Source organism: Loktanella sp. M215, from assembly GCF_021735925.1.
In the GTDB taxonomy this organism is placed as follows: Bacteria; Pseudomonadota; Alphaproteobacteria; order Rhodobacterales; family Rhodobacteraceae; genus Loktanella.
The window spans coordinates 156,082-178,868 of the sequence record NZ_WMEA01000005.1; the positions used below are offsets into that span (position 1 = coordinate 156,082).

23 protein-coding genes and 4 pseudogenes are annotated in these 22,787 nt (G+C 59.8%); 20 read left to right on the forward strand and 7 right to left on the reverse strand.

Features of this window, described 5'->3' with window-relative positions:
* Positions 1-597: 597 nt before the first annotated feature.
* The gene (locus GLR48_RS23170; protein ID WP_237066235.1) at positions 598-1,353 is read right to left on the reverse strand and encodes a hypothetical protein; all 756 of its coding nucleotides are present in this window, start codon (positions 1,351-1,353) and stop codon (positions 598-600) included.
* 3 nt (positions 1,354-1,356) lie between these two features.
* Positions 1,357-3,630, reverse strand: a complete 2,274-nt coding sequence (locus GLR48_RS23175) for a heavy metal translocating P-type ATPase (protein WP_237066237.1) — start codon at positions 3,628-3,630, stop codon at positions 1,357-1,359.
* 87 nt (positions 3,631-3,717) lie between these two features.
* Here GLR48_RS23175 and GLR48_RS23180 point away from each other — a divergent pair, with 87 nt between their 5' ends.
* From GLR48_RS23180 to GLR48_RS23220, 9 genes are all read left to right on the forward strand, one after another.
* Complete coding sequence (locus GLR48_RS23180; protein ID WP_237066239.1) at positions 3,718-4,161, forward strand: MerR family transcriptional regulator; 444 nt, start codon at positions 3,718-3,720, stop codon at positions 4,159-4,161.
* A gap of 8 nt (positions 4,162-4,169) precedes the next feature.
* Positions 4,170-4,493 carry a YnfA family protein gene (locus tag GLR48_RS23185; RefSeq protein WP_237066241.1) on the forward strand — a complete coding sequence of 108 codons (324 nt, stop codon included), beginning with the start codon at positions 4,170-4,172 and terminating at the stop codon, positions 4,491-4,493.
* Positions 4,494-4,809: 316 nt separating this feature from the next.
* Positions 4,810-5,352 carry an SCO family protein gene (locus GLR48_RS23190; RefSeq protein WP_442915872.1) on the forward strand — a complete coding sequence of 181 codons (543 nt, stop codon included), beginning with the start codon at positions 4,810-4,812 and terminating at the stop codon, positions 5,350-5,352.
* Positions 5,353-5,360: 8 nt separating this feature from the next.
* A complete protein-coding gene (locus tag GLR48_RS23195; RefSeq protein WP_237066246.1) occupies positions 5,361-5,780 on the forward strand; it encodes a disulfide bond formation protein B in 420 nt (139 codons plus the stop codon).
* The gene (locus GLR48_RS23200; protein ID WP_237066248.1) at positions 5,770-6,429 is read left to right on the forward strand and encodes a DsbA family protein; all 660 of its coding nucleotides are present in this window, start codon (positions 5,770-5,772) and stop codon (positions 6,427-6,429) included. Before GLR48_RS23195 ends, GLR48_RS23200 begins: the two co-directional genes overlap by 11 nt.
* A gap of 35 nt (positions 6,430-6,464) precedes the next feature.
* Positions 6,465-6,929: a copper chaperone PCu(A)C gene (locus tag GLR48_RS23205; protein WP_237066250.1), complete on the forward strand. Its 465-nt coding sequence runs from the start codon at positions 6,465-6,467 to the stop codon at positions 6,927-6,929.
* The gene (locus tag GLR48_RS23210) at positions 6,929-7,555 is read left to right on the forward strand and encodes an SCO family protein (RefSeq protein WP_237066252.1); all 627 of its coding nucleotides are present in this window, start codon (positions 6,929-6,931) and stop codon (positions 7,553-7,555) included. The genes GLR48_RS23205 and GLR48_RS23210 overlap by 1 nt, the downstream gene beginning before the upstream one ends.
* A complete protein-coding gene (locus GLR48_RS23215) occupies positions 7,552-8,925 on the forward strand; it encodes a M23 family metallopeptidase (RefSeq protein WP_237066254.1) in 1,374 nt (457 codons plus the stop codon). The genes GLR48_RS23210 and GLR48_RS23215 overlap by 4 nt, the downstream gene beginning before the upstream one ends.
* 3 nt (positions 8,926-8,928) lie before the next feature.
* Positions 8,929-9,384 (forward strand): DUF411 domain-containing protein, encoded by a 456-nt coding sequence (locus GLR48_RS23220; protein ID WP_237066256.1) that lies wholly within the window; start codon positions 8,929-8,931, stop codon positions 9,382-9,384.
* Between the two features lie 419 nt (positions 9,385-9,803).
* On the opposite strand, the gene GLR48_RS23230 is transcribed toward GLR48_RS23220, so the two are convergent.
* Positions 9,804-10,478, reverse strand: coding sequence for a L,D-transpeptidase (locus tag GLR48_RS23230; protein ID WP_237066258.1), 675 nt, complete (start codon positions 10,476-10,478; stop codon positions 9,804-9,806).
* A gap of 188 nt (positions 10,479-10,666) precedes the next feature.
* Between GLR48_RS23230 and lspA the strand changes: the two genes are divergently transcribed.
* The 11 genes and pseudogenes from lspA (at position 10,667) to GLR48_RS23265 (ending at position 19,259) form a co-directional block, all read left to right on the forward strand.
* Complete coding sequence (gene lspA, locus GLR48_RS23235) at positions 10,667-11,107, forward strand: signal peptidase II (RefSeq protein WP_237066266.1); 441 nt, start codon at positions 10,667-10,669, stop codon at positions 11,105-11,107.
* Positions 11,108-11,407: 300 nt separating this feature from the next.
* The gene (locus GLR48_RS23240; protein ID WP_237065862.1) at positions 11,408-11,737 is read left to right on the forward strand and encodes a hypothetical protein; all 330 of its coding nucleotides are present in this window, start codon (positions 11,408-11,410) and stop codon (positions 11,735-11,737) included.
* A gap of 330 nt (positions 11,738-12,067) precedes the next feature.
* Positions 12,068-13,319 (forward strand): annotated as a pseudogene (locus GLR48_RS23245) (IS256 family transposase).
* Between the two features lie 72 nt (positions 13,320-13,391).
* On the forward strand, positions 13,392-13,631 hold the full coding sequence (locus GLR48_RS23250) for a FixH family protein (protein ID WP_237066268.1): 240 nt from the start codon (positions 13,392-13,394) through the stop codon (positions 13,629-13,631).
* Entirely contained in the window at positions 13,628-15,064 is a 1,437-nt protein-coding gene (locus tag GLR48_RS23255) for an efflux RND transporter periplasmic adaptor subunit (RefSeq protein ID WP_237066270.1), read from the forward strand. Before GLR48_RS23250 ends, GLR48_RS23255 begins: the two co-directional genes overlap by 4 nt.
* The gene (locus GLR48_RS25850) at positions 15,061-15,429 is read left to right on the forward strand and encodes an efflux RND transporter permease subunit (protein ID WP_272911696.1); all 369 of its coding nucleotides are present in this window, start codon (positions 15,061-15,063) and stop codon (positions 15,427-15,429) included. The genes GLR48_RS23255 and GLR48_RS25850 overlap by 4 nt, the downstream gene beginning before the upstream one ends.
* A gap of 37 nt (positions 15,430-15,466) precedes the next feature.
* Positions 15,467-16,039, forward strand: a pseudogene (locus GLR48_RS25855) (efflux RND transporter permease subunit); the annotation flags it as partial.
* Positions 16,040-16,157: 118 nt separating this feature from the next.
* Positions 16,158-17,329: pseudogene (locus GLR48_RS25860) on the forward strand (efflux RND transporter permease subunit).
* Positions 17,274-18,212 (forward strand): efflux RND transporter permease subunit, encoded by a 939-nt coding sequence (locus tag GLR48_RS25865; protein ID WP_272911705.1) that lies wholly within the window; start codon positions 17,274-17,276, stop codon positions 18,210-18,212. Before GLR48_RS25860 ends, GLR48_RS25865 begins: the two are co-directional and overlap by 56 nt.
* 167 nt (positions 18,213-18,379) lie before the next feature.
* Positions 18,380-18,742, forward strand: coding sequence for an NAD(P)/FAD-dependent oxidoreductase (locus GLR48_RS26165; protein WP_442915871.1), 363 nt, complete (start codon positions 18,380-18,382; stop codon positions 18,740-18,742).
* 208 nt (positions 18,743-18,950) lie between these two features.
* Positions 18,951-19,259, forward strand: a complete 309-nt coding sequence (locus GLR48_RS23265; RefSeq protein ID WP_237066272.1) for an FAD-dependent oxidoreductase — start codon at positions 18,951-18,953, stop codon at positions 19,257-19,259.
* A 169-nt stretch (positions 19,260-19,428) separates the two neighbouring features.
* Here the strand turns inward: GLR48_RS23265 and GLR48_RS23270 are convergent, their stop codons facing one another.
* The 4 genes and pseudogenes from GLR48_RS23270 to GLR48_RS23285 all read right to left on the reverse strand — a co-directional run.
* Positions 19,429-19,791 carry a potassium channel family protein gene (locus GLR48_RS23270; protein ID WP_237066274.1) on the reverse strand — a complete coding sequence of 121 codons (363 nt, stop codon included), beginning with the start codon at positions 19,789-19,791 and terminating at the stop codon, positions 19,429-19,431.
* Positions 19,792-20,116: 325 nt separating this feature from the next.
* Positions 20,117-21,358 (reverse strand): ABC transporter ATP-binding protein, encoded by a 1,242-nt coding sequence (locus GLR48_RS23275; protein ID WP_237066276.1) that lies wholly within the window; start codon positions 21,356-21,358, stop codon positions 20,117-20,119.
* Positions 21,359-21,966: 608 nt separating this feature from the next.
* Positions 21,967-22,092 (reverse strand): copper-binding protein, encoded by a 126-nt coding sequence (locus GLR48_RS26170; RefSeq protein ID WP_442915873.1) that lies wholly within the window; start codon positions 22,090-22,092, stop codon positions 21,967-21,969.
* A 373-nt stretch (positions 22,093-22,465) separates the two neighbouring features.
* Positions 22,466-22,787 (reverse strand): annotated as a pseudogene (locus GLR48_RS23285) (hypothetical protein); the annotation flags it as partial.

Consider the following 22,787-nt stretch of genomic DNA (forward strand, 5'->3'; position numbering starts at 1 on the left):
TCGGCAATGCTATAGTGAATGGCCTGGCTTTCGCGCCTTGTCGCTACCATGCCAGCCTCACGCAACCTCGCGAGATGCCCGCCGTGGCCTCCTGATCAGTCACGGACCTCTCCAAGGGTCGCGCTTCTTAGACCAAGTATGGGGACACGATCTGGAAATCGGATCGGCTTCTGAAGCAGTTATTCGGCAAGTGGCCCGATCAAGCGCCACGAGTGATGCCTGAGCAAGCCCCCTTGGCCTTAGCGTAGGATTTCACAATCTTCCGCAAACGACCCCTGACGGCACTGGCACTACAATATGCGCCGCGCCTTAACCCTTCTGGGGGCAACCGGCCTCATTCAGGCAATCGTGGCCTGACGGGAGCATTGCCCGCCAAAACGGACCAAAGCAGGCCTCAAAATACCATGCAGAAACCGCTTTTTGGCGGTCTCATCGCCCACACGGTTCAAACCCGTCGAAACCGCAATGCAAGCCTCGGAATTCCATTCCCCACGATTAGGCGCGTTTCCACACGGTCTGGAGCGTTTTTGAAACATGCGTTAGGTCTGCTTCTGGGACTTTTCGGCTACTCTCTCCGATCCGACAACTTCAACCGCCTCAGAACGGATCGACGATACCCTCCGCTTCCAACCCTTGTGTGTTTTCGGTGACGGTCCCATCTCTGTTAAGGTAGTACCTCACGGCAGCGGACGAATTCGGGCCGGGCATGATCAGCATCAACCCCTTTGCGGTGCGCAAGACTTTACCTCTGTTAGAGCAGCTCCCGAACTGGGGGGATGCGCGGAGGCCAGCGTCGTCAAGTGTCCCCCAGATGTAATATCCGGCGCATTTGTGTTCGCCTGTAGCCAGAAAGATTAAGAAGGAATTGCCCGACAGGGCTTCTACCTCCGGAAGATATGCGCTTTGAAAGGTCAGTATGTCGACATCGGTGATGAGCGTCAGATCATTGTTGGCGTAGGTCTGCGTCATGATGACAGAGCCGAGAGGCAGTTTTATTTCGGTGGAATTATCGGCAAAGCTCGGTCCCGCAACGACTAATATTATCAGCGCAAGGACAGAAGTAGTAAAGCGGGGGCACATTTTTTTCATCAGGTTTATCTTCTCGTGGCTTTCCGTTTGCCGATATTCGATCTTGTGCAGCCGTGGCAAAACCAGCCAGATCATGGGACCAAAGAAGGCAAGACCGAACGCGGCACAAAAGCCGATCGCTGCAAGGCGATCGCGACCTGTGGCACGGCTAAAAAGCCAGACCGTTTCATCCGCCGCTTTTCTGCTCATGGCATTGCCCCAGGCGAAAAGGCCCATATAGCCAAAGAGAATGGTGAGGGCACCCCACCCGAAGCCGGCGATCATCCGTCAGGCCTCGCGCTCCGGTTCGAACCGCAGCAGGCGCAGGGCGTTCAGCGTGACTAGAACCGTCGCTCCGGTATCGGCCATGATTGCGATCCACAGTCCCGTCAGTCCAAAGATAGTCGTGACCAGAAACACGGCTTTGAGCCCCAGCGCGAGGGTCACGTTCTGCCGGATATTGGCCATGGCCGCACGTGACAGCCGGATCGTGGCGGGAATGTCGGTTACGCGGTCACGCAGGATCGCCGCGTCGGCCGTTTCTAGTGCCACGTCGGTACCCGAGCCCATGGCCACACCGACACTTGCCTGTTTCAGTGCCGGGGCATCGTTGATCCCGTCCCCGATCATCATGACGCCACCCTGCTCACTCATCGTGCGGATGGCTGCGAGCTTGTCTTCGGGCATCATGTTCGCCTGGAATTGCATGCCAAGGCTGCCTGCGATGGCGGCCGCCGTGCGGGGGTTGTCGCCGGTCAGGATCACCGGCGTGATCCCCATAGCCGACAGCTGGCGCACCGCGTCTGCTGCATCGGCGCGTGGTTCGTCACGCATCGCGATCAAGCCGAGTGGCTGGTTTTCCCGGTAGACGGCAACGGCTGTTTTGCCTTCCTCTTCAAAGGCCGTCGCTTTTTTCAGGTTCTCCGCATCGAGACCGCCGTTGTCCGTCGCGTAGCGAGGCGAGGTGACCCAGGCCAACGCGCTGCCCACTGAGGCAACGACGCCACTGCCCGGCAGGGCCTTTGCATCCCCTGCAACCAACGGTGTGATCCCGCCTTCTTCAGCCTTGCTCAGGATCGCTTTGGCCAAGGGATGGCTGGACCCGCTTTCCACACCGGCGGCAACGGCCAGAAGTTCGGCTTGTGTCGTCGCACCAAACGTCACGACGTCAGTGACCCGCGGTCGTCCATGGGTCAGGGTGCCAGTCTTGTCGAATGCGATGTGGCTGACCTGTGCCGCCGCTTCGATGACCGCACCGCCTTTCATCAAAAGACCGCGCCGGGCCCCCGTGGACATGGCGGATGCAATCGAAGCCGGGACCGATATGACCAGCGCACAGGGGCACCCGATCAACAGGAGCGCCAAGCCACGGTAGATCCATGTGTCCCAAGCCTGACCGAAGGCCAGAGGTGGAACCACGATGACCAGCGCCGCGATGGCGACAATGGCTGGCATATACCAGCGACTGAAGCGGTCGATGAACCGCTCGGTTGGCGCACGTGCCTCCTCCGCCTCTTCGACAAGGCGAATGATGCGCGAAATCGTGTTGTCTTCCGCGGCCTTCGTCACCGTGACGCGCAGTACAGCTTCGGTATTGATGGAGCCTGCAAAGACCCCCTCGCCGGGGCCGCGCGTCACGGGCACGCTCTCACCGGTGACCGGGCTTTCGTCGATGCCGCTGGTGCCGTCGACAATTTCTCCGTCGGCAGGGATGCGGTCGCCCGGACGGACAAGGACAATCTGGCCCACAGCAAGGCTTGCGGCGGGCACTTCACGGGTGACGCCGTCCGTCTCCAGCAGAGCCGTTTTGGGGACGAGGTTTGCAAGGGCGCGGATCCCGTCACGGGCCTTGCCTGCGGCAACACCTTCCAGCACCTCGCCCACGGCAAAGAGAAAGACGACCAAGGCCGCTTCCTCGGCGGCGCCGATAAACAGCGCACCGACTGCAGCAATGGTCATCAGGCTTTCGATGGTGAACGGTTGTCCGACACGCAGCGCAGCTATGGCACGGCGTGCGACGGGCGCGACACCGATCAGGCAGGCCGCGACGAAAGCCCAGCTGCCAATTTGGGGCGCAATCAGTTCCACGCTCCAGGCTGCCGCCAGCAAGAGAGCCGTAAAGATAACCAACTGCCCCTTGCCCGTCCGGTACCAGGATTTGCCCCGATCGGCGGGATCGTCGTGCACGTGACCCGGGCTGCCATGACCAGTGGCAGCGGGAGCAGACGTTTCAGAATTCGAGGTATGGTCGTGCCCCGTATGATCGCCATCACCGTGGGGGTCTTTGCCGTCGCCCGGGATCACGAATTCCTTTTTGGCTGCATCAGTCCGAGGGGCGATGCCATAGCCAAGCGAGCGTACGGTCTTTTCGACCTTGTCCCGCGCCGTCTGCGTTTCATCGAGCGTCAGGCGCAACCGTTCGGTCATGATGCCAATCTCGACATCGCTGACACCTGGCAAACGAGCCACTGCTGACCTGACCTTGGTCGCACAGGATCCGCAGTCCATGCCGGATACGGTCCAGTCACAGGCTGTCCCACCGTCGATTTCCGTTTGTGTCATCGTGTTCCTCTTGCCCGGCACGGGCCGTTGCCTTCATCGAATCATAGATTTAATGTCTCTAGCAACTATAGCTTCAAGAGGTATCTGATGTTGACCATAGGGAAACTCGGGGCGGCGGCGGGGGTGAAGGTTCCGACGATCCGCTATTACGAGCAAATCGGTCTGCTGCCTGAGGCCGACCGGAGTGCGGGAAACCAGCGCCTTTACGGCCAGGCGACACTCGACCGTCTCGCCTTTATCCGGCATGCCCGCGACCTGGGCTTCAGGTTGGAAGCCATCCGCGATCTGTTGAGCTTGTCTGACAGTCCTCACCAGTCATGCGCCGCTGCCGACATTATCGCACGTGCGCAACTGGCGGAGGTCGAAAGCCGCATCGTGCGACTGACGGCCCTGAAAGCCGAACTGGAGCGCATGGTTGTCCAATGCTCGGGCGGGCGCATTGCGAATTGCCGCGTCATTGAAGTGTTGGGGGACCATTCATTGTGCGCAACGGATGACCATCATCATCCCGAAATGGAGGCGACACCATAACGACCGCCATGACACTCATCGTCTTTGCCTTTGCCGCAGTGGCGGAGATTGCAGGCTGTTTTGCCGTCTGGATGTGGGTGCGCCACGAAGCGAGCAGCTTGTGGCTGGTCCCTGCCCTGTTCAGTTTAGGTGTATTTGCATGGCTGCTGACTCTCGCCCCGTCGGTATTCGCCGGTCGGTCCTACGCCGCCTATGGTGGAGTTTACATCGCATCATCGCTGGCCTGGCTGTGGGTCATCGAGAAGCAGCGCCCTGATCCGTGGGATTTGACCGGTGCTGCGATCTGCGTGGTTGGCGCGGGGATTATCCTGTTTGGATCACGACCCGTCTGAAACCAACATGCGGTCCGAGCATCACCAAAGCGACTGAAACATCAGCGGCGGATGCGCAACCTTGGAAATTGCCAGCGTGGGGAGGATTTCGACCTGCCACGTATCCCTGCGTCGGGTCTCGTCATGCGATCTCCTTCACGCTGTTTCACAGAGGAGTGATCCTGCGGATATAATTGCGATAACCGCTTGAAGCTCAAGTGGCTGGAGGTTGTATCAGCCTCAAGACTTAAGAATGCTTGGCAGGCCATCCGCATTGAAACTGACATCTCTTCAAAAGATTCTCTGGGGGCTGGTGGGCGTCGCTGCGGCGACCGTCATGGCACTTCAGATCTGGGGCACCGATCCAACGGAGGTGGCAGCGACACAGGACACCGCCTTCAAGGCCGTGTTTGAGCTGACGGACCATACCGGTATGGTCCGCACACAGGATGACTTTGCAGGCAAGTGGATGCTGGTCTTTTTCGGCTTCACGAATTGCCCGGATGTTTGCCCTACGACACTGGCTGAGGTGGCGGCCGTGATGGATGGGCTGGGGTCTGACGCCTCCTTTGTGCAACCGCTCTTCATCTCAATCGATCCGGCTCGCGATGGCCCGCAAGCACTGGCAGAGTTCGTGCCACAGTTCGACGCCGGGATCGTCGGCCTGACGGGCACGCCCGAGCAGATCGAACGCACGGCCGAGGGCTTCTACATCTTCTATGAGAAGGTTGCGGAAGCCGCCGCACCCGGGGGATACACGATGGGCCACTCATCGCAGTTATTTCTGTTTGGCCCCGAGGGCGACTTTCTGAAGACCTACGCTTACGGCACCCCGGCGGAAGACATTCTTGCCGACCTGACCGGTCGTCTGCGCGAATGACGGTGCGCATGACCGGAGAGCCCGCGCTGATTGGCGCATGGGTCGTGGCGCTCTGCGCGTCGTTGGCCGTGTTGTTCATCGGCGAGGTGCTGGGTCAGATGCCCTGCCTGCTCTGCTGGTATCAACGGGTCTTCATGTTCCCGCTCGCAATCATCCTTGGTCTTGGCCTGTGGTGGGGCGACACCCGTATCGGACGTTATGGCGTGCTTCTCAGCCTTGGCGGCGGGGCCATCGCTCTTTGGCATGTGGGCCTGTACGCAGGGATTATCCCCGAACCGATCCAGCCCTGCACGGCAACCGGCCCGTCCTGTACCGACGACAACCAGTTGATCGTCGGCGTACCAATCCCACTGCTGTCGCTTTTGGCCTTCGCCCTGACAGCGACCCTCTCCGCTCTCTCTTTGAAGGACCCTGGTCATGAACCGTAAGCCACTTCTGTTGTCCGTTCTTGCGGGAGCGATCGTGCTCTTTGCCGCTGCAAGCTGGTTTGTAAGCCGCTCTGAGCCGCTGACTGACGTGGCAACGGTGCCACCTGAACAGGTCGAGGCTCTGCTGCGTCCTTACTCGCCGATCCTTGGGCCGCAGGATGCCCCCGTGACCATCGTCGAATTTTTCGATCCCGCCTGCGAAGCCTGCCGCGCTTACTATCCGGTGGTGAAAGACATCATGGCCGAACATGGCAGCGCAGTGCGCGTCGCGATACGCTACACCGCATTCCATGGTGCGGGGTCTGACGAGGCAATTCGCATTCTGGAAGCCGCGCGGATGCAGGACGTCTATGAGCCGGTATTGGAAGCGATCCTGACCGAACAGCCGCGATGGGCATCCCATGGTGCGCCCGAACCCGGACTGATCCTGCAAATCGCACGGTCCGCCGGGCTCGATGTCGCCGCCGCACAATCGCAGATGCTGATGCCGGACGTGGTCGCGGTCATCAATCAGGACCGCACCGACGTCGAGACCATGGGCATCAGGCAGACGCCTACGTTTTTTGTAAACGGCAAACCGGTCGACCCATTCGGTGAGGCGGAACTGCGGGCCCTCGTAGCGGCAGAGGTTGCGGCAGCTGACTCATGAACAAAACAATGTTTCACACCTCGAGGCCCCATAGCATGACACGCCTGACACTTGCGGCACTTGCCGCATGCGCCGCCATCATTTCAATCCCCGGAAATGCCTTTGCGGGATCCGACGACGTCGTCGTGGAAAGCCCCTGGGCCCGCGCCGCGATCGGGACCACGCGCCCTGGTGCGGCCTACCTGATTGTCCGCAACACGGGAACTGAAGCAGTGACGCTGACAGGCATCGCCACTCCCCTGGCTATGATGGCTGAGATTCACCAATCAACACTGAGTGCAGACGGCGTCAGTTCGATGGCACCTGCCGGACAGATCGAGATTTCACCCGGAGATAGCGCTGCGCTGGAACCGGGCGGACTGCATGCGATGCTCATGATGCTGCAAGGTCCGATGGTCGCAGGCGAGACCTTCCCACTCACACTGACATTTGACGACGGCAGCGAAATTGTTGTCGAGGTTCCCATCCTTGGTGTCGCTGCCCGCGGGCCCGACGGCTGATGCAACGCCGCGCGGCTCTGACATATGGTGCAGCAAGTCTGGGTGCGCTCGGGCTGACACTCGTTGCCGGCTGGTGGCGCGTCGACGGCCCCGGCGCGGAAGAACCGGTTGCACAGCGACCGGTGCCACTGACGTCGATGGATTTTGAGCTGACCGACCACGAAGGGCGCACTGTGGGGCCAGAAAATCTGATTGGCCGCGCTTCACTGGTATTTTTCGGGTTCACCTTTTGCCCTGACGTTTGCCCTACCACCTTGTCGGATATCTCAGGCTGGCTCGATGAATTGGGGACAGACGCCGAGCGGTTGAATGTGGTGTTCATCACCGTCGATCCTGACCGTGACACAGTGGAGGCCATGGCTGACTACGTCGGCTATTTTCATCCTGCAATTCGCGGCTGGACGGGCACGGCGGATCAGATTGCACGCGCGGCCGATGGCTTTCGTGTGCGCTATGAGAAGGTTCCCGCCGAAACCGGGAGCTACACGATGAACCATACCGCGACCGTGTTTACCTTCGCGGCAACCGGTGCATTTTCCGGCACCATCGACTATCACGAGCCGAGAGCGTTTGCGGTGCCCAAAATCCGCCGCGCTTTGGACAACGAGACGGGGGACACCACATGAAACTCAGATACCTGGCCGTTGGCCTTGTTTTGGCAGGCGGCGCTTCGTCTGCAGTCATCGTACTGTCGAATGTTATGGCGAAGGAAGCTGTTCCCGTCGCACTGACGGACATTGGTCGCTGGGAGCCTGACACCGTGGCACCCCTGCCATTCGATGACATGGTCGATATGGCTTCCATAGTGTCTTCGCCAGACGAAACGCCGGCGCTCGCGGCACCTGCCGTCTTGAACATAGCGCCGGTCCAAATTTCCCTTCCCGCGCTTCAACCCTCAGTCACGACTTGGTCCCGCGAGATCGCCACAGGTGAGACTTTGGACGCGGTTTTGGGCGAGGCCGGACTGTCCGCCACCGATCGTGCAGAAATCGCCTTGGCACTCGGGGCGGAATTCGATTTGAGGCGGTTGCGTCCAGGTCATTCACTCACCGTCGTTACAACTGGGGATGGCCGCCCGAAACGCGTGTCGCTCGACGTGGACGACGGCGTTCAGATCGAAGCCGTCTTTGGAGACCGTGTTGCAACGCGTGTCGTGACCCCCGCGCCGGATATCACGACTCTTGCAGGCGAGACCGTCATCGACAGTTCGATTTTCGCAGCGCTTGAGGATGCCGGGATACCCGCACGATTTGCTGTCGATCTGGCTCAGATGTTGGGCGGTACCGTGGATTTTCGTCGCGACCTGTCCGGTGGTGAAACACTGAAAGTGATGTGGCGCGAGGCACGGGTCGGCGATGCAGTGATTGGCGAACCAGACATGACGTTTGCGGCTCTTGATCTCGGAGACGCGGTCTTCGAGATCGTTTGGCCAGAAGATGGGTCGGGGAGAGCTGTCATCTACCGCGATGGTGCCGTGATGCGGACCTTTGCGCAGCCGGTTGAGGGTGCGCGCCTGAGTTCGGTCTACGGCCAGCGCAAGCATCCGGTTTTCGGGAACACACGGATGCATACGGGCATCGATTTTGCGGCGGCACGCGGCACACCAGTGCAGGCAACAGCCCCAGGACGCATCAGCTTCATCGGGACCCGCGGCGGCTACGGCCGGACCGTAGAAATCGCACATGGATCAGACACCATGACCCGATACGCACACCTGAGTGCCGTACCCGAAGGGCTATCCACCGGCGACCGCGTCACAGCAGGCGATATCATCGGTAATGTTGGTGCCACTGGCACCGCCACCGGCCCAAATTTGCATTACGAAGTGCGCGTGAACGGTCGTCCTACAGATCCACTCTCCGACGACCGGCTTAATGAGGCTTTGGAAGCCAAAGGCGATGATGCCGCGAACCTGGTACAATTGGCCTCCGCACGGTCTGGTCTGGAGCGAAGTCTGGCCAGCGCGCACGTCACAGAAACAAACGGAAGGCTTTGAAACATGAAACCACGTATCGCCGCTCTGATAGGCACCCTCGCACTCTTTTCGGCCACGCAGGCCTTTGCAGAAGCGACTCCGATCAATGTGCAGAAAACCAATGGTTGCGGGTGCTGCCTCGCCTGGATGGAGCACCTCAAAGCCAATGGTTTTGCGCCAACGGGCGAAGATGTGAATGGTGGACTGCTCATTCGGTACAAGATGGAAAATGGGGTCCCACAAAATATGATGTCCTGCCACACCGCCATGGTTGATGGTTATATCATCGAAGGACATGTTCCCGCTGCTGACATCCGTCGCCTTTTACAGGATCGCCCGGATGCAGTCGGACTTGCCGTGCCGGATATGCCGCTTGGCTCGCCAGGTATGGATCAGGGGCGACGTGCGGACGCTTACGACGTCTTTCTCATCAACGACGACGGTTCCACGGACGTCTTTGCCAGCTATCCGGGAAACTGATTCATGCATCTTGTAATTTATCCAAGACAAACCGGTCAGACAGGCAACAATCTGACGACAATACATCAGACACGTGGTCGGCGGACACGAAACTGGGTTCAATCTGCTGGGATCGGGTTGGCGCTGATCACCGTTGCAGCCTGTGCCAGACCGCTACCGCCTGTCCCGGCGGAACCACCATTTTTTCTCGCGGAGGTTCCGCCTGAGGTCGTCGCGATGGCAGCCCCCTACCAGAATCTGCAATTGGTACGGTTGAAGCCGGAAGATGGCTGTTACTGGTACCAACATGCAGGACCGGTCGAAACGACGCTCTTGCCATTGCGCACATCGGAGGGTCGCCAAATCTGCCTGCAACGTGAGGGTATGCCGCAGATCACAGGATGAGTAAGGGCATGCCCTGCCCACTCTGTGGTTTGATCTCAGGTTGTATGCGCCGTCATCGGGCCATCGCCTTCAGCCGGATAAAGGTGAGCCGTAACTCCCGTATTCACCTGCTCATAGAGATCGTTGATGTGCGGCATCACCATACGTACGCAGCCGGAACTTGCACGGCTGCCGATCGACCATGGTTGCGGCGTGCCGTGGATCCGCAGATAGGTGTCCCGATCCCCAATGTAGAGATAGAGGGCCCGCGATCCGAGGGCGTTGCCCGGACCGGGTTCCTGACCGTCGGCGAACTGCGCATAGGTATCAGGCGAGCGTTCGATCATCGTCGCTGTCGGGGTCCAGTGCGGCCATTCGACCTTGCGCTTGATGGTGTAGATGCCCGGCTCATAAAGGCCGTCGCGACCGATGGCGACGCCGTAGCGCATGGCCGTTCCACCCTCTTCGATATGATAGAGATAACGCGCCACGGCATCGACATGAATGTCGCCGGGCAGAAGACCGGGCCGCGCCTCGACACGCTGCGGCAACAGGCGCGGATGCAATCCCCATGGGTTCGACGTGGTCGGGTTGTACCCGGGTGGGGTAACTTGCGCATCCCAGGCAGCTTTTTCCGCGCCGGTCGGCCACGTGTTCGCGAAGGCGGGCCCCGCAAGTGGAGCGGAGAACATGGCTGCGGTCGTCGCGATGAAATGGCGTCTGGTCAACATGTGGAAGTGTCCCCGGCAAGAAATATGATGGTCATGCCTTTGACAGCAATGAGTATGGTCCACCCAAAAGAGAAGGCGTCATCAATGTCCAGTCAAGTGACCGTGAAGCGAAAGGGTCTTATTTTGTCGGGTAAACCTGCGCGGGAGGTCATCGAGTGCCAGTCCTGAACACACGAAAAGCAGGGTTGATGGCGCTGTGCACGGCTTTGGTTACCGACCAAGTCTCGAAAACCATCGTGGCGATGAATGCTGATCGCCTCTCGGATGGCCTGCCGTTGCTCCCGGGGTTCAACCTGACATTTCTGCGAAATGATGGCGTTACATTCGGTCTGCTTGGCGATGTGCCATGGTGGGCGCTGGCACTTGTTGGCGTTGCCGTCTGCGGTCTGATTACAATGATGATGTGGCGCTCCACGCGGCGCATTGAGGCAATGGCTTACGGGCTGATTGTCGGAGGCGCACTCGGCAACATCATTGACCGGCTTCGGTTCGGGGCGGTTACGGATTTTCTGGATTTCTATGTTGGCAACACCCATTGGCCAGCGTTCAACATCGCTGATGTTGCGATCGTGACAGGTGTCGCCCTTTTGTTTGTGCCGGAGACATCTTCCAGATTGTCGAAGGAGTGATAATACGCCGCATGAGCGTTGACGCGACATTTAAAATGATATGATGGGGCTGCAAGTACTCAAGGCACTTGCTGACACTGCTCCTGTTCATTTTTTGTTCCACTCCCGGACGCGCGCTGTTTCGGTGAACGAAAACTCTCAGGGCGGGACCACATTATCCGCGCGGCAGAAAATCTGACCCTATTTTATGACAGCGCAGGTGATTATGTTTCAAAACGCGATCAGGGCATTGGCGCGGCACATCTGAGTTCAGCACAACGTGTCTTGTCGCATCGCCAGGTTTCCCCCATAGGATGCTTCATGTGGCAAAATCTGCGCCTTTTCCTGTTGGTACTGATGATCGGCCTGGGCTTGGCGCAGTCCAGTCAGGCGTCGATTTCAGCTGACAGTGCGTCTCATATGATGGCGATGCAGGAAGACTGCTGCCCTGACGACTGCCCGGACATGCCGGAGTGCAACGCGATCTGCGTCTCTTCAATACAGTGTCGTGCCATGCCATACGTGGCAGGGCCGACCCTTGCGCTTTCGCAAAGCCATCTGTTGTCAGAGCCTGCCAGGTTCCGGCCGGTAAGGCAGAACGATCGCCAGCAGTATGCCATGGAAGGCTTGCGTAAACCGCCAAAGATTTGATGGGACGGATGCTTCACGCACCCTGAACCTGCGCTTTTTCGTATTGTCATGACCAGTTCCGGTCGCGATGCAAAAGCGTGCCACCGCTGCCCGTCAAGACAGGCCTTTCATGCCCCATTTCATCTTCCGCATCCTTGCGGCCCTTGTGGTTTCGACCCCGTTGTCCGTGCCGATGGCACAGGCTGCCGCATCCGATTACAGCCTCGTTCTTGTCGAGACGACTTACCCGTTCGGTGAGGTACGCGCGAAAGTTGGTGATGCCCTGAGGGGCGGCATATCAAGGCGGTGTCGAGTCGCCGTCAATTCTCTGGTGAGAAAGGGATATGCCACATGTCAGAGACTACCATCACTCAACTGTCCGATCCATCGGGTTTTACATCTGACCCGTTCACTGACGTCCTGCGCGATGGAGCGCGCAAGCTGATCGAACAGGCGATCCACGCGGAACTGGCCGCGCTCATGAGCGCCTTTTCCGGGGAGAAACTCGAAGATGGGCGGGCGCGCCTAGTGCGCCACGGTCACTTACCGGAACGCGAGGTGATGACCGGCATTGGTCCAGTGCCCGTGAAGGTGCCGCGCGTGCGGGATCGGGGCGTAGGCGAAGACAAGGTCACCTTCACGCCCAGCATCCTGCCGCGGTATCTGCGTAAGGCAAAGTCGGTCGAGGATCTGCTGCCGTGGCTTTACCTCAAGGGCGTGTCCACGGGCGACTTCACCGAGGCGCTGGGGGGCGCTGCTTGGCCCGAATGCCAAGGGCCTGTCTGCCAAGACCGTCACGCGGCTGAAGGCCGACTGGTGGAAAGACTACGAGGCCTGGCAGAAACGCGATCTCGGCAACCGGCGTTTTCTCTACATCTGGGCGGACGGGGTCTACTTCAAACCGCGCATGGCCGAGGAAAAACAATGTGTTCTGGTGATCATCGGGGCGGACGAATACGGCCGCAAAGAGCTGCTGGCGATGACCGATGGCTTCCGCGAAAGCACCCAGAGCTGGCGCGAGGTGCTGCTCGATCTCAAGCGCCGTGGCCTGAAACAGGACCCCAAATTGGCTGTTGGCGACGGCGCCCTGGGGTTCTGGACGGCCCTGCGCGAGGTATTCGCGACGACGCGGGAGCAGCGTTGCTGGGTCCACAAGACCATGAACGTGCTGAACGCGCTCCCGAACTCCATCCAAGCCAAGGCGAAGGCGCATCTGCACGATATCTGGCAGGCCGCGACGAAAGCCGAAGCCAACGCCGCCTTCGATTTCTTCGTCGAAACCTATGGCGTGAAATGGGATAAGGCGGTGGCCAAGCTGGTCAAGGACAGGGACGCGCTTCTGACCTTCTACGACTTCCCGGCGGAACACTGGAAACACATCCGGACGTCAAACCCGATCGAGAGCACCTTCGCCACCGTCCGGCATCGCACGAAACGCACCAAGGGATGCCTGAGCCGAAAGACCGGTTTGGCCATGGCCTTCAAGCTGATGATGTCAGCGCAAAAGAAATGGCGCAAACTCGACGGCCAAAACCGCCTACCTGAGATCGTCCAAGGGATTGAGTTCCGAGACGGTATCCGTCACCTTCAAACCGCCGCCTGATCAAGCGTCACCAACTTTTGCCCATATCTCCCGTTCGGTGCTGGTGCGCTCCTCGATCTACGCCTGACCGACATGCGCACCGATACGCCGGTTGACAGTGCCGTCATCTTTGCCACTCGTCTGGATATGGAGCCGGACGGGATGGAGACGATGACAACCCCGGTGGTGGCTGTGCCAACCGGAGAGCCGAGTCAGTATCGCTTTTCCGCGGATCTGACGATGGATGGCAACTGGCGGTTTTCGGTCGCGGCCAAGGTGCAGGGCGAAGCGGAAACAGTGCAGGCGCAGATCGTGATCGAGGTGCAGCCATGAGCGTCCTCGGAAAGGTCGTGCTGATTGGCATTGTCGGCGGAGCGGCGGGGTGGGCCGGTCTTGAGGCCGGCGACAGGGGCTGGACACCGGCGACACTTGCGGACGGGGTAAGGACGCAGGTCGCTGCCGTGACGGGAACAAAAGCCGAAGCGATGACTGCCGCGGCCCCGGAGGCGTCAGGTCCTGTCATCTACTACCGCCACCCGGACGGTGTGGCGGACTGGTCTGCCAAGCCTGCAACGACGCCCGATGGCCGGTCCTTTATACCGGTCTTCGCCAGCGAGGATGTATCCTTCGATCCAGCGGTAGCCGAAACGGTTGCGGCGGATGGCGGCGAGCGCACCGTCCTTTACTATCGACACCCCATGGGTCTGCCAGACACGTCACCCGTGCCGAAACTGGACTCGATGGGCATGGATTACCTTCCTGTCTTCGCCGACGAGGCAAGCGACGCCGGAACGGTCACCGTCTCACCGGGAAAACTGCAGCGTACCGGTGTGCGCACGACACTCGCGGCGCTGGCCCCCATGGCCACGACCATTCGCGCACCGGGCATCGTAGCGCTGGATGATCGCAGGGTCAGTGTCATCGCATTACGCGCCGATGCCTTTATTGAAACCGTGGAGGATGTGACGACTGGATCGCATGTCGTCGCGGGTGCACCGCTGGCGACGCTCTATTCGCCCGATGTGGCCGCCGCTGCAGCGCTTTATGTATCGGACCTGCGCAACGGGGAGGCACGCGCCGACGGCAGCCGCCAGCGACTGGCCAACCTGGGGGTGCCCGCTATCGTGATCGACCAGATTGCGGCAGACCGGCGCGCACCGGTGAGCATTCCTCTGACGGCCCCGCGATCTGGCGTCGTGCTGGAAAGGATGGCTGTCGAAGGCATGATGTCCGGTGCGGGCGAGACGCTGTTTCGGATCGCCGATACATCCATGGTCTGGATCATGGCCGATGTCCCTGAACGTGCGGTGATGGGGCTGACCCGCGGCGATGCGGCGACGATCACCTTTCCAGGCCTGCAAGGGGAAACCTTTGTCGGCGTCGTCGACGAGATCTACCCACAGGTGGATATGCAGACCCGGACGGCGCGGGTCCGTATCGATTTGGCCAACCCGGACGGACGGCTGTTGGTGAACTTGTTTGCAGACGTAGCACTGGCAAGCGGCGACGGGACACCCGTGGTGCAGGTGCCGGAAACGGCGGTGATCGACACCGGTGACAGACAAGTGGTGATACGCGATCTTGGCGATGGCAAGTTTGCACCGCAGGATGTCGTCGTGGGCCGGCAGAACGCCGGGATGATCGAGGTCCAGGACGGCATCGCGGCCGGTGACCGCGTCGTGACCACCTCGACGTTTCTGATCGACGCGGAAAGCAATCTGAATGCAGCGCTCGCGGCATTGACCGCACCGGAGGCGGACCAATGATCGGCCGCATCATCGCCCGGTCGGCCCGCAATCTGGTCCTCGTATTCTTTGCCACCGCACTGATCGTGGCCGCCGGCGTCTGGTCGCTCCGGTCCCTGCCCATCGACGCCATTCCTGATCTGTCAGATGTACAGGTCATCGTTCTGACGGATTATCCGGGGCAGGCCCCGCAGGTGGTCGAAGATCAGGTCACCTATCCGCTTACGTCGGCCATGCTCACGGTGCCGCGGTCCCGCGTCGTGCGGGGGTTCTCGTTCTTTGGTATTTCCTTTGTCTACATCATCTTTGAGGATGGCGTGGATCCTTACTGGGCGCGCAGCCGTGTGCTGGAATATCTGAACGCTGCAGCGGCCCGCCTCCCCTGACGGGGTGACGCCCGCCTTAGGGCCCGACGCCACCGGGGTGGGATGGGTCTACCAATACGCGATCACTGGGGAAAACCTGTCGCTCGCCGAATTGCGGTCGCTGCAGGACTGGGTCGTCCGCTACGGTGCCAGCCGGGCCGACGGCGTGTCAGAGGTGGCCAGCGTCGGTGGTTTCGTCAAACAATACTCCGTAACGGTCGATCCGGTGCGGATGCGCGCACAGGGGGTCACCCTCTCGGATATCGGGAGCGCTATCGCCTCGAGCAACATGGACACAGGCGGTCGGACGGTGGAGTTGTCCGAATTCGAGTTCATGGTGCGCGGACGGGGCTATCTGTCTGGCACAGAGGATATCGGTAATATCACCTTGCGAAGCGTCGCGGGGGTGCCGATCAGCCTGAAGAATGTGGCCCGCGTCGAAATCGTGCCCAACGAACGCCGTGGCATCGCCGAGCTGAACGGCGACGGAGAGGTCGCCAGCGGCATTGTCCTGCAGCGGGTGGGTGCGAATGCGCTGGATGTGATCGACAATGCCAAGGCTGAACTGGACACCGTGGCCCAAAGCCTACCGGACGGTGTTGAGATCGTGCCGGTTTACGATCGGTCCGAGTTGATCCTGTCGGCGTTCAAAACGCTCAAGACCACGTTGCTGGAGGAAAGCCTTGTCGTGGCGGGGGGTGACGATCCTGTTCCTGCTGCACGTCCGCTCAGCGCTGGTTGCCATCATCATGTTGCCCGTCGGGCTGCTCATGGCCTTCACGGCGATGAAGTTTCTCGGGATCGGGGGGAACATCATGAGCCTTGGCGGTATCGCCATCGCCATCGGTGCCATGATCGACGCCGCCATCGTGATGATCGAGAACGCGCACAAGCATCTGGAACGCGCAGATCCCGACACGCCACGCCTCGAAGTGCTGATCGAGGCCGCGACGGAAGTCGGTCCGGCTCTGTTCTTCAGCCTGCTGATCATCACCGTGTCGTTCCTGCCGATCTTTGCGCTGGAGGGCGGGAGGGACGCATGTTCGGACCGTTGGCCTACACCAAGACATTTTCCATGGCGGCAGCGGCGTTCCTGTCGGTCACGCTGGTGCCTGCACTCATGGTGGTTTTTGTGCGGGGGCGGATCATACCGGAACACAGGAACCCAGTGAACCGGGCGCTGATTGCCGTCTACCGCCCGATCATCCGTGCCGTGCTGAAGGCAAAGACGCTAACGATCATCGTGGCGCTGGCAGCACTGGCCGTCACCATTTGGCCAGCGCGGCAACTGGGGTCGGAATTCATGCCGGTCCTCAACGAGGGCACCTTGATGTACATGCCGACCACTTTGCCGGGACTGTCAGTGACAAAGGCAGCTGAACTGATGCAGACCCAGGACCGCATCATCAAGTCCTTCCCGGAAGTCTTGTCCGTCTTCGGCAAGGCAGGCCGCGCCCTGACGGCCACCGATCCTGCACCGACGGAGATGTTCGAGACGATCATCCAGCTCCGCCCCGAGGCAGAATGGCGCCCCGGCGTGACGACCGAAAGCCTGCGGCAGGAGATGGATGCCGCACTGCAGTTTCCCGGCGTCTCCAACGCCTGGACCATGCCGATCCGCGCCCGGATCGACATGCTGTCGACGGGCATCCGGACACCTGTCGGTATCAAGGTGTTTGGCACCAGCCTGACGGAGATGGAAAAGGTCGCCCGTGAGGTCGAGGCGGTCGTGCGCACCGTTCCGGGCACGACCAGTGCCTACGCCGAACGTGTGATCGGAGGCTACTATCTCGACATCACGCCGGACCGCGCGGCTCTGGGGCGATACGGCCTGTCGGTTCAGGACGTCCGAGGAGGTGATCGGCATGGCGCTTGGTGCCAAGGCGATCACGCAGACCGTCGAGGGACGCGAGCGCTATGACGTCGCCGTCCGATATCCGGCAGCACTGCGGTCGGACCCCGACGCGATCGCACGCGAAGTGCAGGTTGCATTGCCGGGCGGCGGCACGGTGCCCTTGGGTGATGTGGCCAAGATCGAACGCACACGCGGCGCCACCTCGATCCGCACGGAAAACGGCCAGTTGGCGGTCTATATTTTCGTCGACATCGCCGGCCGCGATCTGGGTGGCTACGTGGCCGACGCGCAGGCGGCGGTCGCGGCGTCCGTGACGCTTCCACCGGGTTATTCACTGGGCTGGAGCGGTCAGTTTGAGTACCTTGAGCGCGCCAAGGCGCGACTGGCGACAGTCGTACCGCTGACCTTGGCAGTGATCTTCCTGCTCCTCTACCTGAACTTCCGACGTTTGACCGAAACCCTGATCGTCATGCTGTCGCTGCCCTTCGCCCTTGTCGGTGGTATCTGGCTGATGTGGTTCATGGGCTTCAACATGTCGGTCGCCGTAGCCGTCGGGTTCATCGCACTGGCTGGTGTCGCAGCAGAAACCGGGGTCATCATGCTCATCTACCTCGATCATGCACTTATTGAAGCGCGTGTTCGCGTAGGTGGCCGCGATCTGACCCGCGACGAACTTTATGCCGCCATCATGGTCGGCGCGGTGGACCGTGTCCGTCCCAAGATGATGACCGTTGTCGCAATCATGGCGGGCCTGATGCCGATCCTCTGGGCTCATGGCACCGGTTCGGAAATCATGCAGCGTATTGCCGTGCCGATGATTGGGGGAATGGTTTCATCGACGCTACTGACCCTGATCGTCATTCCGGCGGTATATGGCATCATCAAGGGATGGAGACTCGAGACAGTGAGCGAGGCTTCGCCTCAGACGACAGAGCAACCGGCAGAATGACACCCGTGGGACGGGAAAAATGCCCCGGATATCGAACGCGATTTCGAGGTCAACTCTGGACGAAGGATGGATAGGGACTGCATCTGATCTCGACATCACCGCAACACGTCCATCCGCGTGATGGGCTCCGGCCACTATGAGCCGCATACAAAAAGGGAAAACGGAACATGAAAGATTGCGTTATCATTGGTGGCGGTCCGGCGGGTCTGACCGCCGCACTTTACCTCGCGCGATTTCTGCACAGCGTCACGGTATTTGATGCGCGCGGGGGCCGGGCCAGAATGATCCCGAAGACGCATAACTTTGCACCTTTTCCTGACGGCATTTCCGGGCCCGACCTTCTGGACCGGATGCAATCGCATGCCGAGCGTTACGGTGCCGTCATCGAGACCTGTACCGTTGAAGCCGTCGAAAGGCAGGATGATGGCTTTTGCGTCACGACTGACCGGGGGAGTGAGACTGCAAGATATGTCATATTTGCAGCGGGCGTTGTGAACCACAGGCCACCCCCTGCCCGACCCCGTTCATGATCGCGGCGTGGCTAGAGGATTGATCCGTTATTGCCCGGTCTGTGATGCGTACGAGGTCCGCGATAAACGCATCGCGGTTCTGGGAAGTGGCACACACGGTCTCGCAGAGGCTCGCTTCATCCGTGACTATTCATCCACGGTCACACTCATTCGGCCGACTGGAGACCGTCCTCTTTCGGCGGACAAAATTCATGTCCCGGATTCACCGATGAGCAGCCTGTCGCTGTCGGAGTCGGAGGTCATCGTCACGCTGGAAGACAGCACCGTCGCGCATTTTGACACGCTCTACGTCGCTCTTGGTACATCCGCCTGTTCCAAGCTCGCGGAAACACTGGGCGCGCCACTCACTAAAGATGGGTGCATTGTGACTGATGTCCAACGTAAAACCAGCATCGACGGGGTCTATGCGATCGGTGACATCACCGACGGGCTCGATCAGATCGCGCACGCGATGGGTCAGGCCGCCATCGCGGCCACGGCAATTCACAATGACATGTCGGAAAAGGATCAACTTTGATTGGAATCGCAGTCGATTGTTTATCTCTCGACGGCCCTCCTTGCAACATGAGGGGCTGGCCATTGTGAGCGGCAACTGTGCCCAGGCCAGTACGCGAAGCGGCAAGGTTAAGCGTCGGTGCGCGGTCGGAACTGCACCTGACAGCAAGGCCCGGGTATCGGTTCGGTTTTCAGGAACTATTTTTGACGCCGACGCGGGGCGGGTTTCCTGACATGACCCGGAGCACGTAGCTGCCTGACGCGGTGATCATCAGAAACCCGACGAAGGCTTCAATGCCACCGATAAACCTCAGATGTCCCAAAGGTGTAATATCGCCACGTCCCAGCGTGGTGAAGTTTACCAGAGAGAAGTAAAAATAGTCCATCCACGACATCGGCTGATCGGTATCGAAAGAACCGATGTGGCTGATTTTGTCTGCGAACCAGAACCCGATCGCAAAGGCACCTGCCTCGAATATGTGCGCCAGAGTGATCGATACGACTGCCAGAGCGAGCCCGCGATAGCAGGGGCATCCCCACTGGATAAGTTTCATGCTGACCTCCCGAAGGACCAGATAGTGGACCGTCAGCGTTAAAAGTATGAGAGTCGTGCTTATCATTATGGCCGTCAGCATTGTTTTCTGATCCCGTTGTTTCGTGCTGCGACCTCATCAGGGTCTCGCGCTTCACCGATGTCGCCTGGAGTATCGGCGACCCTGTGCTGCGGTACAATCGTGACAATACTCCGGTTTTGTCGCTCATGTGTACCCTGTGCAGCGTCTGAACTGCCAGATTGTACCCCCGGGCCGGTCAGGCATTGGCCGATGAGGAGGACGCGCGGAAGTCGCCGGACGTATCGTTCGCGCGATCAGACCGACGTCAGGCGGCGGATGCACTGGCTTCGACCCGGTACGGTGCTGCGTTGACGGTCTGAATGGCCGTGATCGATGATCGGGGTGTGAAGAAATTCATGATTTCGGCGTAGCGAATCCTGGTGTCCTCGAGCGCCTGATAGTACGCAAACAGCTCTTTCAGAGGCGCAGAAAAGTCTTTGTGTGCCGCGAGTACGGCGACGAGAGCGCCGAGGCTGATGCGGCCCTCGATCACGAAGTAGCCGCCAAGGGAATAGAAGAGAAACGGTGTCAGTGACGTCAGGAAGTTGTTCAGCGCCTTGATGAAAAATTTGAGCCTGAAGATGCGCCGGCGGATGCGTTCAAGATCCCGCAGGCTCGCCGCAATGCGTGAGATGTCGCCCTTACCCTTCATATCGGACAAAAGCTGATCGCCAAGGGTGCGCCCAAGACAGCGCACTTCCTTGATCCCGGTCCGCGACAGAGCGTTCACGCGCCTTTGGAGTTTTGGCAGAAGGATCAGCTGCAGCGGCAGGATCGTCAGTGCGGCCGCTCCGAGAAGCGGATCCTGAACGAACATGAAGAGCAGGATCGTCGCCAGTGTCCCACCTTGGAGAATGGGCAGCGCCAGAACATCGGCTGCAAAGCCTCCGATCGGTTCGACTTCCTGCGCCAGGATTGGGATGATTTCGCTTTGTCGCGCAGTTGTCGGGTCGCTCCGCCACTGCCGGTAAATCAGAAGTCGCAACCGCCGCAACACGCGTTCGGCCACGAACCCTTTGAAGACATTCAGAACGTATTTGTTGCCCCCGTTCAGGACGATGGCAACAAGGTATAGCCCGCAGAGCATCAACAGAAATTCGACCTGGTTCAGCGGCAGGCCCATGAAGTTTGCGGGGAAATTACTGGAGTTGAGGGCGTTGTTGACGATTTTCTTCGGCAACTCCAGCGTGACATAGAGAATGGGCATGGACAGCAAGCTCAGGCCAATCATCGCTGCCTGCTGCAGTCTCGAGTAGCGCAGCACGGTGACGACCAGACTTGGATCGAGCCCGCGGACATGTTGGCGCGACGGCCCGGTCGTTCCGCGACGTCGCCAGATCCGCACGACCGCCAGGATCAGGAAATAAATCAGGACGACGCTGAGCAGCGCCGGGGCCAGGACGAGGATCAGGTGGATGAACGGATGAATCCAGTCCGGGGCGCTGTCGTCGTATTGAAATCCGAACACGACGGCCACATCGTGCACAATCTGGTGGTAACTGGTCATGCCTGCCTCTTTTTCTTGTCGTGCGGCATTATGGTGCTGCCGTTTCGGACAAATGGATTCCGCCGTATCTCTTCAGACTGAAGTAGATTTCGGCCTGCGGAAGAGAGGGCGCCCACGGCACGCAGACGCCCCACACTCCTCCGTCAACGACGGTTTCAGTCGTTGCGACTTGGAGCGTCGACGATGCCGGTTGTGTGGATGTTGGTCACTTCGATGACGTCATCCGGCGCCGGGTTCTTGCGAACCAGTTCCTTGTAGGAAAGAGATCACCCGCCCTGACTTGGTGCGTGTGCTCGGCCACGACGGCTGAGACTCGGGTCATGGGATCCGTCATGGCTGCTTTCGGCAGACGCGACACCGGACAGACCGGCGATCAAAACCGCGGCCGTCAGAGTAGGACGGTAAAGATCGTTTTTCATGATAAGGTCGACTTTCATAGCCGGTATTGCCGGGCCCGATGTGGTGAGACGCTGAGGACCCCGTGCGAGAAAATAAGTGAATTGAGCCCCGCTCTGCAAAGCGGGAAACGCGGTGCTGCTGTGGTTGTTCAGTCGCAAAGCTCGACGACGGTCAGCTTGCCTTCGACGCGGTCAGCGACGAATTCAATGTCACAGCCCTTCCGACAGTTTGGCCATCATGTCTTCATCGGCGCGGAACACCATCGTCATGGCGGGCATGCCGAGGTTGAGTAGTTCTTCGTGAACGATGGTGACTTTGCCCGCTTCAGCATCCAGCGCCCCGACGGTGGACTACTTTGGTATAGGCCGCGTCCTGCTGCGCGAACAGGGCGGTCGAGGTGCCGATGACAGAAGTGTTGCTGCGGCGAGGGTCGAGAGAATGATCTTTTTCATGGTGTTTTCCTTGTGTGAGATTTGGGTGTTGCGAGTGTTCAGTTGACGACGACAGGGCTGAACATGCCCGGATTCGTAGTGGCCGAGGATCAGGCGGGCGTATTCGAATGTGCCTGCGTTGGCGGAGATCCAGATGACCTCTCCCGATGCGCCCGGCACCAAGTCTTACCCCGTTCGGGTCGGCGTCTTAAGTTTCAGGAAACTCTTCCATCAGGCCTTTGTGCTCCTGATTTTTTCGGGCGTATCGAGAACGAATTCATGCTAGTATTGGCCTGTGAGGGGTGATGACGAATTTGACGGTTTCACCTTTGTGAGACGACACGTAACTTGGCGCGTACGGCATCTGGCCGTCGTCCGTTTCGGTCATCGTCACTTCGACCGTGCGGTCGATGTGAAACTGCGTCGCCAGGTTCGGCGACAGCCCATCTCGTCGCCATGGCCACCTTCGTGGCTGCCCGCTACAAAGAGCGGGTGCCGCCGGAATGTGATTGTCGTAAGAATAGTCAGTCTGCTCATGGTTTCTCCAGTGTGTGTCGGGTCGCGGGGTTTGCAGCGGTCTTTTAGCCGCCTGTCCGGAC

Bases quoted from the DNA above. Each gene is read 5' to 3' on its own strand.
- GLR48_RS23210 (WP_237066252.1), top strand. From the start codon at position 6,929: ATGCAACGCCGCGCGGCTCTGACATATGGTGCAGCAAGTCTGGGTGCG.
- lspA (WP_237066266.1), top strand. From the start codon at position 10,667: ATGGCGCTGTGCACGGCTTTGGTTACCGACCAAGTCTCGAAAACCATC.
- GLR48_RS23250 (WP_237066268.1), top strand. From the start codon at position 13,392: ATGCGCACCGATACGCCGGTTGACAGTGCCGTCATCTTTGCCACTCGT.
- GLR48_RS23240 (WP_237065862.1), top strand. From the start codon at position 11,408: ATGTGGCAAAATCTGCGCCTTTTCCTGTTGGTACTGATGATCGGCCTG.
- GLR48_RS23170 (WP_237066235.1), bottom strand. From the start codon at position 1,353: ATGATCGCCGGCTTCGGGTGGGGTGCCCTCACCATTCTCTTTGGCTAT.
- GLR48_RS23185 (WP_237066241.1), top strand. From the start codon at position 4,170: ATGACACTCATCGTCTTTGCCTTTGCCGCAGTGGCGGAGATTGCAGGC.
- GLR48_RS23175 (WP_237066237.1), bottom strand. From the start codon at position 3,630: ATGACACAAACGGAAATCGACGGTGGGACAGCCTGTGACTGGACCGTA.
- GLR48_RS26165 (WP_442915871.1), top strand. From the start codon at position 18,380: ATGAAAGATTGCGTTATCATTGGTGGCGGTCCGGCGGGTCTGACCGCC.
- GLR48_RS23190 (WP_442915872.1), top strand. From the start codon at position 4,810: ATGGCACTTCAGATCTGGGGCACCGATCCAACGGAGGTGGCAGCGACA.
- GLR48_RS23265 (WP_237066272.1), top strand. From the start codon at position 18,951: ATGAGCAGCCTGTCGCTGTCGGAGTCGGAGGTCATCGTCACGCTGGAA.
- GLR48_RS23180 (WP_237066239.1), top strand. From the start codon at position 3,718: ATGTTGACCATAGGGAAACTCGGGGCGGCGGCGGGGGTGAAGGTTCCG.
- GLR48_RS23195 (WP_237066246.1), top strand. From the start codon at position 5,361: ATGACCGGAGAGCCCGCGCTGATTGGCGCATGGGTCGTGGCGCTCTGC.
- GLR48_RS23275 (WP_237066276.1), bottom strand. From the start codon at position 21,358: ATGACCAGTTACCACCAGATTGTGCACGATGTGGCCGTCGTGTTCGGA.
- GLR48_RS23255 (WP_237066270.1), top strand. From the start codon at position 13,628: ATGAGCGTCCTCGGAAAGGTCGTGCTGATTGGCATTGTCGGCGGAGCG.
- GLR48_RS25865 (WP_272911705.1), top strand. From the start codon at position 17,274: ATGGCGCTTGGTGCCAAGGCGATCACGCAGACCGTCGAGGGACGCGAG.
- GLR48_RS23200 (WP_237066248.1), top strand. From the start codon at position 5,770: ATGAACCGTAAGCCACTTCTGTTGTCCGTTCTTGCGGGAGCGATCGTG.
- GLR48_RS23230 (WP_237066258.1), bottom strand. From the start codon at position 10,478: ATGTTGACCAGACGCCATTTCATCGCGACGACCGCAGCCATGTTCTCC.
- GLR48_RS23205 (WP_237066250.1), top strand. From the start codon at position 6,465: ATGACACGCCTGACACTTGCGGCACTTGCCGCATGCGCCGCCATCATT.
- GLR48_RS23215 (WP_237066254.1), top strand. From the start codon at position 7,552: ATGAAACTCAGATACCTGGCCGTTGGCCTTGTTTTGGCAGGCGGCGCT.
- GLR48_RS23220 (WP_237066256.1), top strand. From the start codon at position 8,929: ATGAAACCACGTATCGCCGCTCTGATAGGCACCCTCGCACTCTTTTCG.
- GLR48_RS23270 (WP_237066274.1), bottom strand. From the start codon at position 19,791: ATGAAACTTATCCAGTGGGGATGCCCCTGCTATCGCGGGCTCGCTCTG.
- GLR48_RS25850 (WP_272911696.1), top strand. From the start codon at position 15,061: ATGATCGGCCGCATCATCGCCCGGTCGGCCCGCAATCTGGTCCTCGTA.